Here is a 14,216-nt window from a genome sequence, read left to right on the forward strand (position 1 = left end):
GTCAAGCACGGGCGGCCTACCGGTCATCCGGCTCCCCCGGTCGTGAGGTCGACGGCGCGGACGACCTCCGTGGCGGTCCGCCCTATGCGAGGCAGGTGCTCCTCGATCCGGCCGACGGGCCCGGCGATGGAGATCGCCGCGCTGAGTCCGCCCACGGCGAGCGGGACGGCCACCGCGGCCACGTCCGTCTGCGACTCGCCGATGTTGAACGCCAGACCGCTCTCCCGCACGGTCGCCAGCTCCACATCGACGTCGCGGAGGTCGGTCTCGGCCTCCTCCCGGAGCAGGATGCGACCGACCTCCGGCTCGGGCAGGTGCGACAGGAAGATCTTGCCCGCGCTCGTCGGCCACAGGGGCCGACGGACCCTGGTGGCTGCCTGGTAGGAGATCGCGTGCGTCGGGGTCAGACTCTCCAGGTAGACCACGTGGTCCCCCACCCGGACCGCCAGCGTGATCGTCTCGTTGAACCGGTCGAGCATCTCCTCCCGCACGGCCCGCGTCAGCTCGATCAGGGAGTTCTCCTGAGACAGCAGCATCGCGTGTGCTCCCCAGCCCAGCTGGTAGGTCTGCTTCTCGGTCCCCTCGGACACGTAGCCCGCGGCGAGCAGACCTCGCAAGAAGCCGTGAGTGCTGGACTTGGGCGCCTGCACCGCATCGGCGATCTCCGCCAGCCGGGCCCCCTCCGGACGGGACGCCACATACTCGAGGATGCCGATCACCCGACTGACGGTGCGGTGACCTCCAGGGGCAGTGGGCTGGGGCATGGTGTTCACCTCGGAGCGGGTCGGTCGGGTCAGGGGGTCAGGATGTCGCTCGTCTGCAACGGGGGGTGGTACACGTTGACGAGCTGCAGGTCAGTCTCCCCCAGCACGGTGACCACATGAACCTGCCCCACGGGGATGAAGACGGTGTCGCCCGGCCCCAGCTCCCGCACCTGGCCGTCCACCTCGACGCGGCAGCGGCCGGTGATGACGTGCGTCACCTGGGTGCTGACGCGGTGAAAGTGTGCCTCTGCGCAGCCGCCCGGTTGCAGCTGGCCGCGGACCATGGACAAGGTCTCCTGGGAGGTGGCTCCGTCCAGAATCCTGCGGTTGGTCGTTCCCACGTGGGCCGGGGGCGAGTACTCCTCCAGCTGCTCCCACATCACGAACTCAGCCATGCTCGTTCTCCGTTCTCAACATCGTCTCGATCTCTTCGCGGTGCTCGTCCAGTCCGGGAGTCGGGGAAACCTGTTCACCAGGGGTGCCCGAGAAGCGGATGCCCGGGCTCGGCGACCAGTAGGCGCCCTCGGTCGGATGCTGCTGCAGCGTCATCGAGCCGCGCCCGCGCAGGTACGGGCTCGACGTCAGACTTTCCAGCGTGGCGACCTCCTGGCACGGGATCCGCCGTGACTCGCAGGCGGCCAGGACCTCAGCCACCGACCTACCCCGGCAGTAGTCAGCAATCAGGTCCTGGACGAGGCCGACGTTCTGGGTGCGCGCGGCCGACGTGGCACAGCGCTCGTCCGCGGCGAGCTCGGGCCGGTCGACGAGCTCGACGAAGGCCGCCCAGTCGCGGTCGGTGTAGGGCAGGACGCACACCCAGCCATCCGTGCACTCGTGCGGTCGCCGGCGGGGGTCGATGGTGCGGTGCCACCCGGCGGGACCGGCGGGTGGGTGGAAGGCGAAGTCGTTGAGCTGCTCGACGGCGTTGAAGTCGGCCAGGACGTCGAGCATCGGCACGTCCACCCACTGGCCACGCCCGTCGACACCACGACGGAAGAGCGCAGCGAGGAGGGAGTAGACCATCGCCATACCGGAGACCTTGTCCGCCATGATGTACGGCGCATAGGCCGGATACCCCAGCGAGAGCCGGTTGACGTCGCACAGCCCAGAGGCGGCCTGGATGGTGTCGTCGTAGGCGGGACGGTCGGCGAGGTCGGACTCCGAGCCGTAGCCCTGGGCGGTGCAGAGGATGGCCGCAGGATTCACGGCAGACACCGACTCCCAGTCCAGGCCGAAGCGTTCGCGCCGGGACGGCAGCAGGTTCGTCAGCACCACGTCCGCGAGCGCGATAAGGCGACGCAGAGTGGCCCGACCCTCCTCGGTGCGGGCGTCCACCTCGATGCTCTTCTTGCCCTCGTTGAGGATGAGCACGGTGCCGCTCATCGTCTGACCAGGAGGCACCGCCGCGCTGCGCAGCAGATCCCCGCCGGGCGGCTCCATCTTGATCACCCTCGCCCCCAGCTGGGCCAGGATGCGGCCGGCGAACGGCGCCATCACGACGCTGGAGACCTCCAGCACCGTGACACCGTCCAGCGGCCCGGCCACTGCTGCTTGCGCGCTACTCACTGATCCACCTCACATCAGCCCTGGTAGGTAGAGCACGATCCCGGGCAGGAAGAAGAGTGCGGCCGCGACCAGGAAGATCGCGATGGCGAACGGGATCGCGCCCAGGAAGACAGACTCGACCCGGATGCCGGACGCCTTGGACACCACGAAGACGTTGAGCCCCAGCGGCGGGGTGATCAGGCCGATCTCGGCCAGCAGGATGACGATGACGCCGAACCAGATCGGGTCGTACCCGAACCCGGTCACGATGGGCAGCGTGACGGGGACGGTCAGCGCGATGATCGCCAGCTGGTCCATGAAGAAGCCGAGGACCAGGTAGCCCAGGGCGATCAACGCCACGATGACGAGGCTGGGGATCGCCAGGGACTCGGTGAACTCGACGAGCCGCGGGGTGACCTGCGTCTCGGTGATGAAGTGTCCGTAGACGTGGGCGGCCAGGACGATCGCCAGGATCATGATCGACGTCGACAGCGCCTCGACGAAGCTCTCCTTGATCCGCGCCCAGCTCGCTGTGCCCTTGAGGACCATCAGGGCGAAGGCACCGACGGCGCCCATGGCCGCAGCCTCGGTCGCGGTCGTGATGCCGAGGAAGACCAGGCCTACGACGAGGAGGAACAGGAAGGCGATCGGGCCGATCCCCACCAGGCTCCGCCCCTTCTCCTGCCAGGTGTGCGCCCGTCCGCGCGGGGCAGAGCCGGTGCGCACCTTGATCAGCAGCAGGATGGTGGCCACGAGCGCCACGGCGACGAGGGCCCCGGGGATGATGCCGGCGATCAGCGCTGCACCGACGCTGACCTCCGCGGTGATGGCGTAGAAGACCAGCAGCACGCTGGGTGGGATCATCGCCGCGAGGGTGCCGGCGGCTGCGACGACTCCGGCGCTCAGGCTCGGGCTGTACCCCTCGCTGACCATCCGCTTGGTCGAGGTCTGCGCCAGCGCGGCCGCCGACGCCATCGAGGAGCCGGAGACGGCGGCGAACACCGCGCCAGCCCCCACCGAGGCCATCGCCGTTCCGCCGGGCGCGCGGCCGACGATCGCGGACACGGCGCCGAACAACCGGTCCAGCACTCCGCTGTGCACGACGAACTGGGCCATCAGCACGAAGAGAGGGATCGCTGCGAGCGCGTTCTTGCTGACGGCGGTCTGCGGGATGGTCTGCAGGACGCCGACGACCATCTCCGGGCCACCGAGCAGCAGGAGGCCCAGGATCCCGCTGCCCAGGATCGCGAAGACGATCGGGACCCGCAGGAGGATCAGGACGAGCAGGATCAGGGTGATGAACGCGGTGAGCATCAGAGGGTCTCCTCGTCCCGGACGCGGCCGAAGATCTCGATCAGCGTGACGACCAGGGCGCCGGCCGCACCCAGGGGAAGGAAGGCCCGCCACGTCCAGCTCGGCAGACCCAGCTGGGCGGACAGGGGTGGCGGTTGGGCACCGATGCGGAACATCGCGACCGCGATCACAAGACCACTGATCAGCAGCAGCGTGTAGCAGACGACCTCGATCACCAGCGCCAGACCACGGCTGAACCGTTGGATCCCGGCGGAGAGCCGCTCGTAGACCATCCCGGCGCTGACGTGGGCACCGACGCTGCGGGCCCACGGCAGACCCAGGAAGACGATGCCTGGCAGGAGGACCTTCTCGATGAGGGAGAGGTTCCACCCCAGCGGCTCGCCGACGGCATAACGCGCCACCACCTCCACGACCATCACGATCGTCAGCACCGCGAGGAAGACGGAGGCGACCGTCAGGGACGCGCCGGTGATGGCCCGGTGGACGGTCGCGAAGGGACCTCTGTAGTGCGTGGTGGTCATCGCTGCGTCCCTTCGTGCTCAGCGATGGCCGACTCGTACTGGCTGAGCACCTCGCTGCCGGGTAGTCCGATGTCGTCCAGGCTCTGCGCCCACCGCTGCGGCACGGGTTCGGTCAGCTGCCCCCAGGCGCTGCCTGGTGAGAGGTCCACCTCGGTCATCGTCACGCCGTTGTCCTGCAGGAAGGTGCGGCCCTCCTCGTGCAGCGTGTTGAGGGCCTCGCACAGCGTCTGGTTGGCCTCGTCGGCCGCGGCCTGGACAGCTGACTGCTGCTCCGCGGTCAGCGCGTCCCAGGCCTCGTGCGACATCACGTACGGGATGCCGACCGAGCCGAGGTTCAGACCATCGGTGCTGTAGGCCGACACCTCGTCCAGGCGGTAGGGCACGGTGCTGAGGAAGGGCATGACGGTGCCGTCCACGGTGTTCCGGGACATCGCCTCGTAGGTGTCACCCGCCGGCATGCTGACCGCGGCCGCCCCCGTCGCGGCCATGGTGACGTCGAAGGCGCCGCCGGAGGACCGGATGATCAGGCCGGGCAGGTCCTCGGGCGTCGTCACCTGGCGACTGGCGGTGAGGATCTCGTAGTTGGGGATGATGGAGATCCACAGCGGCCGCATACCCATGGGCTCGTACTCCTCCTCGTAGAGGATCCCGCCCTCGGACAGCAGATCCATCATCGCGTTCGCGGCCACGCACGCGTCGGTGGTCATGTTGGGCAGGTCGGAGACGCTGGAGAGCGGGAACTGGTCCTCCAGGTAGGCGGCGCTGGCGGGGGCGATGGTCAGCACACCCGCACCGACGAGGGTGGCCAGATCCTGCGGGTTGCCCATCTGACCCGCCGGGAAGTAGTCCACCTGGAAGCCGGACTCCTGCGCGGCCTCGTTGAAGGTGGCGGTCCCGTACTTGCCGAAGGGGTGGGCCGGGGAGTAGCTGTCGCCGAGCCGGATGACCGGGTCCGAGGAGGAGTCGGATGCGCAGCCGGAGAACACGAGCGCCGCGAGCGCGGCGGCGGCAACGGCACTGTTGCGATGGTGGCCCATGGGCTTCATCTTCCGTTCGTAGTTACGGATGAGGATTCAAGATTATGAAAAACGTAGCGGTAGGGTCGGACCCTGTCAAGGAAGCGGCGATGGAAGGATCGACATGAGCGACACCCCCTTGCTGGTGGAGAGGGAGGGCCACGTCGAGACGTGGACCCTCAACCGACCGGAGGAGCGCAACCCGATCTCCGACCAGCCGATGATCGAAGAGCTGGTCAGCGCGGTCGAGCGGGTGAACCGGGACAGGCACGTGCGGGCCGTGATCCTCACCGGGGCCGGGCCCGCGTTCTCGGCCGGCGGCAACGTCAAGAAGATGCGCGACCGTCAGGAGATCTTCTCCGGCCTGCCGCACCAGATGCGAGACGGTTACCGCTACGGCATCCAGCAGATCCCTCTGGCGTTCTACAACTGTGAGGTGCCGCTCGTCGCCGCGGTCAACGGCCCGGCCGTGGGAGCTGGCTGCGACCTGGCCACGTTGTGCGACCTCCGGGTGGCGGCCGACACCGCCTGGTTCGCGGAGTCCTTCGTCAAGCTCGGCATCATCCCCGGCGACGGCGGCGCCTGGCTCCTCCCGCACATCATCGGGCACGCCCGGGCGACCGAGATGGCACTCACCGGAGACCGGGTCAGCGCCGAGCAGGCTCTGGACTGGGGACTCGTCAACGCGGTCGTCCCCCCCGCGGACCTCATGGCCACCGCCCGGGAGTATGCCGAGCGGGTGGCCGTCAACCCCCCTCACGCGGTGCGCATGACGAAGAAGCTCCTGCGCGAGGCCAGGCACTCGCACCTGAGCACGATCCTGGAGATGTCCGCGGCCATGCAGCCGCTGGCGCACCATGCCCCTGACCACATGGAGGCCGTGGAGGCCTTCCTGGACCGGCGCGATCCTTCGTTCTCCGGTGACTGAGCGCTGACCCGCCGCGGGTCGCACGCGACGGCGATGGCGCAGTCCGATCGAGTTGACAGCCTCCGACAGCAGTCTGACGGTGAGGTATGACCGATCCAAGCCTGGAGTTCATCGGGACGGCGACGACCATCCTCCGTCTCGGCCCGTTCACCCTGCTGACCGACCCCAACTTCCTGCACAAGGGCCAGCGCGCCTACCTGGGCAAGGGCCTCTTCTCCAAGCGGCGCACCGAGCCCTCGCTCCAGCCCGAGCAGCTGCCGGACCTGGACGGGATCCTGTTGTCCCACCTGCACGGCGACCACTTCGACCGGGTGGCGAAGAAGAAGCTGGACCGCCGGCTGCCGATCTTCACCACCGGGCACGCCCAGCGGCGACTGCACAAGTGGGGGTTCGAGCAGGCCACCGCGGTCCAGACCTGGACCTCTCAGACCCTGGAGCGCGACGACACCGGCCTGACCATCACCGCCGTCCCCGGCACCCACGCGCCCAACCTCGTCAAGCCCCTCCTGCCGCCGGTCATGGGCAGCGTGCTGGAGCTCGACACCGGCTCCGGCCGCCCCTTCCGCCTCTACATCAGCGGCGACACCCTCTACCGGCCCTGGCTGCGCGAGATCACCGACCGCCTCGGCCACCTCGACGCGGCGGTCGTCCACCTGGGCGGCACCAAGATCCTGGGCAGCATCCTGGTCACCATGGACGACAACCAGGGCGCCGACCTCGTCCAGCTCCTGCAGCCGTCCCTCACCGTGCCGATCCACTACGACGACTACACCGTCTTCCGGTCACCGCTCAGCGACTTCGAGAGGGAATGGCAGACACGGCAGATGCCTGGGCAGCTCCGTCTCGCCCATCGCGGCGACACCATCTCGCTCAAGGTCGACCTGTAGCCCATCGCGCAGCGGCGTTCTCCTCCGACGTACGGCGCCTTCACTGCTGGTGGGTATGGGCGACGTGCAGTTCTCGAACGCTGACGTGCGCCGGCAGTTCCGCGGCCCACCCGACGACGTCCGCGACGTCCTCGGGTTCGAGCACGTGCGCGCGTCTGGCCAGGTACTCACTGCGCAGTTGATCAGAGCTCGTCGAGTCCACCAGGTTGGTCCGGATCATCCCTGGCGCCACCTCCACCACGCGCACCCCCTGCGGGGCGGCTTCGAGCCGCAGCGCCGCACACAGCGAGTGGACTGCGGCCTTGCTCGCGCAGTAGGCCGCGTGATTCTCGAAGACCTGACGTGCCCCGAGCGAGGAGATCACCAGGATGGTCCCCCGCTGCCGCTGGTACATGGACGGCAGCACGAGTCTCGTCAAACCGACGACCGCGAGCAGGTTTACCTCTATGGTGGAGCGCCACTCGTCCAAGGGTTGATCAACGATGCCGCCCAGTGACATCACCCCCGCGTTGTGCACCAGCGTCTCCACCGGGCCGAAGCGCGCCGTAGCCGCCTCGAGGGCACTAGAGACCGCGTCTGTGTCCTTGATGTCCACGGCCGCGAGCTCCGCCCTCTCCAGACCAAGCGCGGCCATCGGTTCCTTGCGGCGCGACAGCAACAGGAGCGGATGTCCCGAAGCATGAAGGCGTGTGGCCACCGCCGCGCCCACCCCGGCGCTCGCGCCTGTGACGACGGCGAGGCCTCGGCTGCTTGCACTCATGCTGCTCACTCCCACTCCGTTGTCGGATCGACCGGTGAGTAGAGCCGGCGCGAGGTGTCCCTCTCGTAGGCCTTGCCGTGGGGGTAGCTGATCAACTCCAGGGGTTGACCCCACGGCGTGAGGAAGAAGCAGAACTCCGCGTTGGTCCCGGTTTCCGGCCCGGGCAGCGGGAGCGAGCCGCCCAATACTTCTACGTCCTGGGCGCGTAGGTAGGCCACCGCCTTCGCCATGTCCTCGACATACAGCGCGATGTGTGCGCTTCCCCAGTCGCTGGTCTTCGGCATGCGCCGCACCTGATCAGGCGACTCGAACTGCAGCAGCTCCAGGTTGAGGTTGCGGGTACGCAGCATGCGAATCTGCACCGTGCGCGCCCGCGGGTGACGGTCGAAGTAGACCGTCTGGCTGTCACCGTCGAGGTCCTCGTAGGGCCCGTGGGCGTAGAAGTCCTCGAAGCCGAGCAGACCTGTGAAGAACTGCACCGCCTGCTCCATGTCGGGCACGGTTAACCCGATGTGATCGATTCCCCGGCTGATCACGAGCTCGCCCCGTCCGCACGATCCGTCGAGCCGGTGCCAGCGGAGTACGCCGCTGCGTGCACCTCGTCCAGGTGGTTGACACCACCCGGCACCTCGGCGACCAGGCTGCCGCGGCGCATCACCAGGACCCGATCAGCGCACTCCGCCACCTCCTCGGTGTCGGAAGAGACATACAGCACCGCCAGGCCCTGGTCCACCAGGGTCCTGACCCGGTTCATCAGTGCGCGACGGGTGTTCGCATCCACCCCTTGGGTGGGGTCGTGAAGGACGAGGACCTTGGGTTGGTGCTCGAGCACCCTGGCGAAGATGACCTTCTGCTGGTTCCCGCCGCTGAGGGCCGCCATGGGCAGTTCCGGGTCGGCAGGGAGCACGTTGTACTCGGCGCAGACCTCACGCGCCCAGGCCTTCTCACTGCCTTCCCGCAGCAGTCCGCCGCGAAGGTGCTGCCGCCGGCTGGTCGGAGAGAGGTTCTCCCGCACCGTAGCGCTCAGCGCCATGCCCTTGCGCAGTCGGTCCGAGGGCAGGATCCCGAGACCGCTTCGCTGAGCTTCCCTGGCACCGCGCCCGGTGTAGGGCTGGGACTCCAGCCACACCTGACCGCCGGTATGAGGTGTCGCGCCGCACAGCAGGTAAGGCACGTCATCCTGTCCGGCTCCGGCGGCTCCGGTCAGGCCGACGATCTCGCCCGCACGGACAGCGAAGGACATGTCGAAGGCTGCGCCACCCGTCAAGCCCTTAACGGTGAGAACCTCGCGCGCGGAGGCTGCCGCGCCGCCGTCATCGCGGCGCTCCAGCGCGGTCGGCTTGCGGCCGCCACCGATGATGGTGAGCAGTTTCTCCTCGGTGGTCCCCGCGACATCGACGGTGTCGACGACCTGGCCGCTCACCAGAACGGTCGCCCGGTCGGCCACCTGGGTGACCTCGGACATGTGGTGGGTCACGAGCAGTACGGCGCCGCCATGTGCTGTCACCGAGCGTGCTGCGGACAGAACCTTCTCAGCGTCGGGGCCGCGCAGCGCTGCCGTGGCCTCGTCGAGGATGAGCAGGTCCACCTCGTCCACCCCGCCAGTGGCCTTCAGGGCCCGGGCGATCGCCGTGATCGCCCGATCAGCCGGGGGAAGGTCAGCCACGATGTCGTCCAGGCCGATGTCGGCGCCGAGCTGTTCAAGGACCCTGGCCGTTGCAGCGCGCTCTTGTCCCCAGTCGATCATGCCGAGCCGGCGTCGGAAACTGCCCATGCCGCAGTTCTCCACGACGGTGGCGGGCAAGCACAGGCCAAGATCCTGGTGGACGATCCCGATGCGGGGATGGGCCTCCTGCCCAGACGCCGCGTCGACTCTCCCGGAGTCCGCCCGCTGGTAGCCGCTGATGATCTTTACAAGCGTGGACTTGCCGGAACCGTTGTGGCCCAGTAGCGCATGCACCTCCCCTCTGCGCACCTCGAACGACACCTCACGCAGGGCGTGAGTCGCGCCGTAACGCTTGCTAACACCTCGGACCGCCAGAGTGGTCTGGCGGCCCCGCCCCACGGGGAGTGTGGTTGCTGTGCTCACGACCGGTTCCTCCCGCTCATCACTTCACACCCCACAGTTCGAGGTAGCCCTCGCGGTACCCGGTGCCGAAGTTGGCCTCGTTCGCGACCTCCTGGCTCGCTGTGCTCCCCGCCTCCAGGTCGGCGGTGGTGAGGTAGCGCGTCGGCAGGACGGGGTGTGCGGGCTCCATACCGAGCATTCCTCGCATGGCCTGGTCCACGGCCGCCCACGCGGCCCAGTCGTTGTTCTGAGCGATGTTCGCCACCGCGATGTCGCCTTCCAGCACGAGATCGAGGGCGGGGGCGGTGCCGTTGAACGAGGCCATCTGAACATCCCGGACGCCCGACTGCCGGATGCCGCTGGAGGCGAATATCGTCATCGCGTCGTAGATGGGCAGCACGAAGTTGACGTCCGGATCGCTCCTGACGGCCGATCCCGCCTGACCCTGCAGCTCGGTGGACCAGTTCACCAGCTCGGTGTCCGTCGTGGTGTATTCACACGCTTCGCACTGATCGAGCACTTCCGTGATGCCACCGACGATCGCGGGAGCGACCGTCAGCTCGGAGGTGTTCATGATGATCACATTGGCCTCTCCCTCCGTCTCGACGATGGCTGTCGCCCCCAGGAGCCGGCCGACGTGCTCGCTGTCCGGCGCGACGTTGGCGAACATCTGGGGATCGGACCCCTGCCCGTCAACATCGGGCACCGGCGGGCTGTTGATCACGTCCACCATCGGAATGCCGGCGTCCTTCGCCTCGCCGATCTGACCGGAGATCAGGTCGACGACGAGGCCCACGCTCAGGATGGCGTCGACCTCGTTGTTGATGGCCTGGCTGAGTCCCTGGTTGACCATGCTCGGGTTGCCTTCGCCGTCGAAGGTGGTGGTCTGCAGGCCTATCTGCTCGGCGACCTCCTGGACGCTCGCGGTGACCTCAGCGATAGCCGGGACGTTCATGTCGATCGCGACGACGGCAATCGTCGCGCCCTCGAGCTCGCTCGCGTCCAAGGCCGGCCCTGGGTCGGTGAACTCCGGCTGGCTCGAGGACTCATCGATCAACGCCTGCATGTCGGCGACCAGCTCGGAGTGATCACCTGATCCCGCGGCCTCCTGGGGCGCAGCCTCTTGGGTGCAGGAGGCAATCAGCAGGCTGGTGATCGACACCGCTGCCGCCAACGACACTGCGCGCCGCCGGGGACCGCCTCCACTGTTCAGAGCGGGGTCTGGCACTGCTGGGGTAGGGAATGTGCGGTTCATGGTCAGGTCTCCAGATGATGTGGTGTGGGGGGCAAGCAGGAGTCAGCGACGCTTGGCGAAGATCGTCGAGAAGGTGACAGCGAGGATGAGCACGGAGCCGTTGAACACGCTCGTCACCCAGTTAGAGAAGCCGAGGAGCTGGAAGCCGACCGTCCCGATAGCCAAGAGGTAGACGGCGAAGACGGTGCCCCAGACGTTGAACCGACCCGGGGTGAAGGCGGTCGCGCCGAGGAAGCCCGCGGCGTAGGCCGGTAGCAGGTACGGGCTGGCGATCCCCGGGCTAGCCGCACCGACCTGCCCGAGCATCATCACGCCGGCAAGGGCCGCCAACAGGCTCGAGGTGACGAGCGCGCCGACCCGCAGGCTCGGGACCTTGATGCCAGCGAGCGCCGCGGCCGTAGGAGCCTGGCCGACGAAGTAGGTGTTCCGCCCGACGGGCGTCTTCTGCAGCACGATCCACCCGATGACAGCGATCGCCAGCATGATGAAGAAGGCCGCATCGACCCCCAGGACGCGTGTGCGGAAGACGCTCGTGAGGGAGTCCGGCACGCCACCGATCGTGGTGGAGCCAGCCACCCCCAGAGCCGCCCCCGTCACCAGGGTGCCCATGCCGAGGGTGACGATGAAGGAGTGGATGCCCACCTTCACCACAAAGAACGCAGAGGTGAGGCCGATGGCCAGCGCACTCACGAGGACGACGGCCAGTGCCACGAGGACGGGCCATTCGTGGACCGTGGTGAGGTAGGCCATCACCGCGGCCGACATGCCCATCACCGACGCCGCGGACAGGTCGAACTCTCCGACGAGCAGGACCACTGTCACACCGAGGGCGAGGACTGCGAGCGGCGCTTGGATGCCAAGCATCGAGGTGAAGTTTGCCGCGGTGAGGAACACGTCCGGCCGCAGCGCAGAGAAGATGCCGATCAGCACGACCATCGCGGCCAGGAGGGCGTAGCGGTCGACCACGGAACGACCAAGACGCTGCAGAACATTCCGCGAGCGCTGGACGGCTAAGGGCCGGGGGCGCACCTCGTCTCGTTCTGCTGGTTCTGCCTGTACGGCGGTCTCCGTCGTCATGACGGCCTCCTTGGATGAGCTTCGTTGCTTCCGTGGCATCGCGTGGATGCTCGCTATGTGAACACCCTGTTGACTATGTGGATACGATGCTCGAATTCTTGGCTTCCGTCAAGAGCTTCGCCACATCCTTCTTGCCACCGCATGCTGCGGGGGTGATCAGCAGCGTGGAGCCATCGCACCCTCGACACTTATTCATAGAGCGGCTACGGTGTTCGCAAAGAGGATGCGACGATGCCTTCCTCTATACGGCGATGGGATGTGTGACGTATGCGCGTAGGACTCACCGGGGTGGGCCGGGTTGGCGAGGTCCACCTCAAGAATCTGTGCGGAAGCTCCGGAGTTTCAGAGGTGCTGGTGCATGATGCGCACCGGGCCCGGGCCGAGTCCGTGGCGGAGGAGCACGGAGCCCGCGTCGTCACCTCCTTCGACGACCTGCTCTGTAGTGTTGACGCGCTGGTGGTCGCCTCACCGACGGAGACACACGCTGACATCCTCGATCGGGCGATCGCGCGCGGCGTCCCTACGTTCTGCGAAAAGCCCGTATCGACCGAGCTCGTTGAGATCGCGGACTTGGCCGTCACGGCAGCCCAGTCTCAGACAGACGTGCAGGTGGGTTTCCACTACCGGTTCGACCCGGCGCTCCGAACTCTGGCCGCAGGTCTGTCGACGACCGACGGGCCGCACCAGGTCCGCGTGCACAGCACCACCGAGTTCGCTCCCTCCCAGGAGTACCTGGCCGGCGCCGGCGGCCTCATCCTGGACAAGCTGATCCACGAGCTCGACATGCTCCGGTGGCTGACCGGAGCAGAGGTCAGCCACGTCTCTGCGCTTGCGCTGTCCCCTGAGGCCCCAGCATCCGAGCCGATGACCGCATCGCTCACGCTGCAGCTCAACGATGGTGGGCTCGCCACCATCTGGGGCGCGTACCGCTCCTCGGCGGGATTCGACCTGACCGTCGAGGTCGAAAACACTGGCGGCGTTCAGGTGATGGGGAGCCGCCGGCCGGCCACGGAGATGCCCACCCAGGTCGGCCCCAGCAAGATCACCGACTTCCGCGATCGCTTCGCGACGGCCTATGAGCTGGAGATGACGGCGTTCCTCGACCTGGCTCAAGGCACGGGTAAGAACCCAAGTGACCTCGACGAGGCCGTTCGAACCCACCAGCTCGTCGAGGCCGCTCGCACCGCTCTGCTGACGGGTACCGTAGTTGCCGTGGAGGACATATCCCCACGTCAGCAGAGCAAGGGAAAGACGAGAACATGACTGGTGATGCCGCCCAGGTGACCCCCGCGCGGCGTCAGCAGGTGAAATCGCTGTCCCGTAGCACCGAGATCCTGCGCGTCCTTGCCGACCGCCCGATGCGACCTGCCGAGTTGTCCCGTGAGCTTGGCCAGCCCTGGGCGACCATCTACCGCTCGATTCGCGTGCTGGCCCAGGAGGGGGTGCTGCAGCGCGACCTCGACACGGGTGAGTACTCCATCGGACCGACACTGTGGAGCTTGGCCACCACCTACCTGCGGGATCACGCGGTCATGCGTGTCGGGCTCGGCCATCTGGATCACGCCATCGTGCGCATACCCGGGCTCGTGAAGGTCACTGAGAGGCACGACGCCGAAGCAGTCACCCTGTTCGCCGAGCAGAATCCGCAGGCCTCGCCGGTGACGCGGATCCGGGAGCAATACCGCCTCCCCCTCCACGTTGCCTCCTTCGGACACCTCCTCCTCGCCTTCGCCGGCGCCGACGTCATCGAGGCCTATCTGCAGCGGCCGCTCGTGGCGTACAGCCAGCGTACGGTGACCGACCCCAGTAAGCTGGCCGCCAGGCTCCGCGAGATCAAAGACGTGGGGTACGCAGCTTCACTGGGCGAGCTGCAGCACGAGAACGGGTCGATCTCGGTCCCCATCAGAGCACGGGACGGTGAGGTGATCGCCGCGTTGACGGCCGTCCTACCGATCCCTCTGCTGAAGGACGCAGATGTATTTTCCGAGCAGCTCGACTACCTCACCGACACTGCACGCAACATCTCTGAAGCCCTGGGTTGCCTCAACTACGCCCAGTTCAGCAGCAAGCCCCCGGCATGA

15 protein-coding genes are annotated in these 14,216 nt (G+C 67.6%); 4 read left to right on the plus strand and 11 right to left on the minus strand.

Annotation, left to right across the window (positions count from 1 at the left end; genetic code table 11):
* Positions 1 to 23: 23 nt before the first annotated feature.
* The 6 genes from ESZ52_RS16860 to dctP are packed head-to-tail and all read right to left on the minus strand — an operon-like array spanning position 24 to position 5,181.
* Positions 24 to 764: an IclR family transcriptional regulator gene (locus tag ESZ52_RS16860; protein WP_131105937.1), complete on the minus strand. Its 741-nt coding sequence runs from the start codon at positions 762 to 764 to the stop codon at positions 24 to 26.
* Positions 765 to 793: 29 nt separating this feature from the next.
* Entirely contained in the window at positions 794 to 1,159 is a 366-nt protein-coding gene (locus ESZ52_RS16865) for a cupin domain-containing protein (protein ID WP_131105938.1), read from the minus strand.
* The gene (locus tag ESZ52_RS16870) at positions 1,152 to 2,330 is read right to left on the minus strand and encodes a CaiB/BaiF CoA transferase family protein (RefSeq protein ID WP_131105939.1); all 1,179 of its coding nucleotides are present in this window, start codon (positions 2,328 to 2,330) and stop codon (positions 1,152 to 1,154) included. The genes ESZ52_RS16865 and ESZ52_RS16870 overlap by 8 nt, the downstream gene beginning before the upstream one ends.
* Positions 2,331 to 2,339: 9 nt before the next feature.
* Complete coding sequence (locus ESZ52_RS16875; protein WP_131105940.1) at positions 2,340 to 3,623, minus strand: TRAP transporter large permease; 1,284 nt, start codon at positions 3,621 to 3,623, stop codon at positions 2,340 to 2,342.
* Positions 3,623 to 4,144, minus strand: coding sequence for a TRAP transporter small permease (locus ESZ52_RS16880; protein ID WP_131105941.1), 522 nt, complete (start codon positions 4,142 to 4,144; stop codon positions 3,623 to 3,625). The genes ESZ52_RS16875 and ESZ52_RS16880 overlap by 1 nt, the downstream gene beginning before the upstream one ends.
* Positions 4,141 to 5,181 (minus strand): TRAP transporter substrate-binding protein DctP, encoded by a 1,041-nt coding sequence (dctP, locus tag ESZ52_RS16885; RefSeq protein WP_238154630.1) that lies wholly within the window; start codon positions 5,179 to 5,181, stop codon positions 4,141 to 4,143. The genes ESZ52_RS16880 and dctP overlap by 4 nt, the downstream gene beginning before the upstream one ends.
* A 103-nt stretch (positions 5,182 to 5,284) precedes the next feature.
* Between dctP and ESZ52_RS16890 the strand changes: the two genes are divergently transcribed.
* Positions 5,285 to 6,088 carry a crotonase/enoyl-CoA hydratase family protein gene (locus ESZ52_RS16890; RefSeq protein WP_131105943.1) on the plus strand — a complete coding sequence of 268 codons (804 nt, stop codon included), beginning with the start codon at positions 5,285 to 5,287 and terminating at the stop codon, positions 6,086 to 6,088.
* Between the two features lie 86 nt (positions 6,089 to 6,174).
* Complete coding sequence (locus ESZ52_RS16895) at positions 6,175 to 6,975, plus strand: MBL fold metallo-hydrolase (RefSeq protein WP_131105944.1); 801 nt, start codon at positions 6,175 to 6,177, stop codon at positions 6,973 to 6,975.
* 40 nt (positions 6,976 to 7,015) lie between these two features.
* On the opposite strand, the gene ESZ52_RS16900 is transcribed toward ESZ52_RS16895, so the two are convergent.
* The 5 genes from ESZ52_RS16900 to ESZ52_RS16920 form a co-directional block, all read right to left on the minus strand.
* Positions 7,016 to 7,735, minus strand: a complete 720-nt coding sequence (locus tag ESZ52_RS16900) for an SDR family oxidoreductase (RefSeq protein WP_131105945.1) — start codon at positions 7,733 to 7,735, stop codon at positions 7,016 to 7,018.
* Positions 7,736 to 7,740: 5 nt separating this feature from the next.
* Complete coding sequence (locus tag ESZ52_RS16905; protein ID WP_272948389.1) at positions 7,741 to 8,271, minus strand: VOC family protein; 531 nt, start codon at positions 8,269 to 8,271, stop codon at positions 7,741 to 7,743.
* Positions 8,268 to 9,722 carry a sugar ABC transporter ATP-binding protein gene (locus ESZ52_RS16910; protein WP_202865364.1) on the minus strand — a complete coding sequence of 485 codons (1,455 nt, stop codon included), beginning with the start codon at positions 9,720 to 9,722 and terminating at the stop codon, positions 8,268 to 8,270. Before ESZ52_RS16910 ends, ESZ52_RS16905 begins: the two co-directional genes overlap by 4 nt.
* Positions 9,723 to 9,843: 121 nt before the next feature.
* Entirely contained in the window at positions 9,844 to 10,965 is a 1,122-nt protein-coding gene (locus tag ESZ52_RS16915; protein WP_202865365.1) for a sugar ABC transporter substrate-binding protein, read from the minus strand.
* Positions 10,966 to 11,100: 135 nt separating this feature from the next.
* Positions 11,101 to 12,135, minus strand: a complete 1,035-nt coding sequence (locus ESZ52_RS16920) for an ABC transporter permease (RefSeq protein WP_131105948.1) — start codon at positions 12,133 to 12,135, stop codon at positions 11,101 to 11,103.
* A 267-nt stretch (positions 12,136 to 12,402) separates the two neighbouring features.
* Here ESZ52_RS16920 and ESZ52_RS16925 point away from each other — a divergent pair, with 267 nt between their 5' ends.
* Complete coding sequence (locus ESZ52_RS16925; RefSeq protein ID WP_131105949.1) at positions 12,403 to 13,398, plus strand: Gfo/Idh/MocA family oxidoreductase; 996 nt, start codon at positions 12,403 to 12,405, stop codon at positions 13,396 to 13,398.
* Positions 13,395 to 14,216: an IclR family transcriptional regulator gene (locus ESZ52_RS16930; protein ID WP_131105950.1), complete on the plus strand. Its 822-nt coding sequence runs from the start codon at positions 13,395 to 13,397 to the stop codon at positions 14,214 to 14,216. Before ESZ52_RS16925 ends, ESZ52_RS16930 begins: the two co-directional genes overlap by 4 nt.

It is taken from the genome of Ornithinimicrobium sufpigmenti, assembly GCF_004322775.1.
Taxonomy (GTDB): Bacteria; Actinomycetota; Actinomycetes; order Actinomycetales; family Dermatophilaceae; genus Ornithinicoccus; species Ornithinicoccus sufpigmenti.

Excerpts from the sequence above, each read along its gene's own strand:
- ESZ52_RS16860 (WP_131105937.1), bottom strand. The coding sequence starts at position 764 with ATGCCCCAGCCCACTGCCCCTGGAGGTCACCGCACCGTCAGTCGGGTG.
- ESZ52_RS16865 (WP_131105938.1), bottom strand. The coding sequence starts at position 1,159 with ATGGCTGAGTTCGTGATGTGGGAGCAGCTGGAGGAGTACTCGCCCCCG.
- ESZ52_RS16875 (WP_131105940.1), bottom strand. The coding sequence starts at position 3,623 with ATGCTCACCGCGTTCATCACCCTGATCCTGCTCGTCCTGATCCTCCTG.
- ESZ52_RS16880 (WP_131105941.1), bottom strand. The coding sequence starts at position 4,144 with ATGACCACCACGCACTACAGAGGTCCCTTCGCGACCGTCCACCGGGCC.
- dctP (WP_238154630.1), bottom strand. The coding sequence starts at position 5,181 with ATGGGCCACCATCGCAACAGTGCCGTTGCCGCCGCCGCGCTCGCGGCG.
- ESZ52_RS16890 (WP_131105943.1), top strand. The coding sequence starts at position 5,285 with ATGAGCGACACCCCCTTGCTGGTGGAGAGGGAGGGCCACGTCGAGACG.
- ESZ52_RS16895 (WP_131105944.1), top strand. The coding sequence starts at position 6,175 with ATGACCGATCCAAGCCTGGAGTTCATCGGGACGGCGACGACCATCCTC.
- ESZ52_RS16900 (WP_131105945.1), bottom strand. The coding sequence starts at position 7,735 with ATGAGTGCAAGCAGCCGAGGCCTCGCCGTCGTCACAGGCGCGAGCGCC.
- ESZ52_RS16920 (WP_131105948.1), bottom strand. The coding sequence starts at position 12,135 with ATGACGACGGAGACCGCCGTACAGGCAGAACCAGCAGAACGAGACGAG.
- ESZ52_RS16925 (WP_131105949.1), top strand. The coding sequence starts at position 12,403 with ATGCGCGTAGGACTCACCGGGGTGGGCCGGGTTGGCGAGGTCCACCTC.
- ESZ52_RS16930 (WP_131105950.1), top strand. The coding sequence starts at position 13,395 with ATGACTGGTGATGCCGCCCAGGTGACCCCCGCGCGGCGTCAGCAGGTG.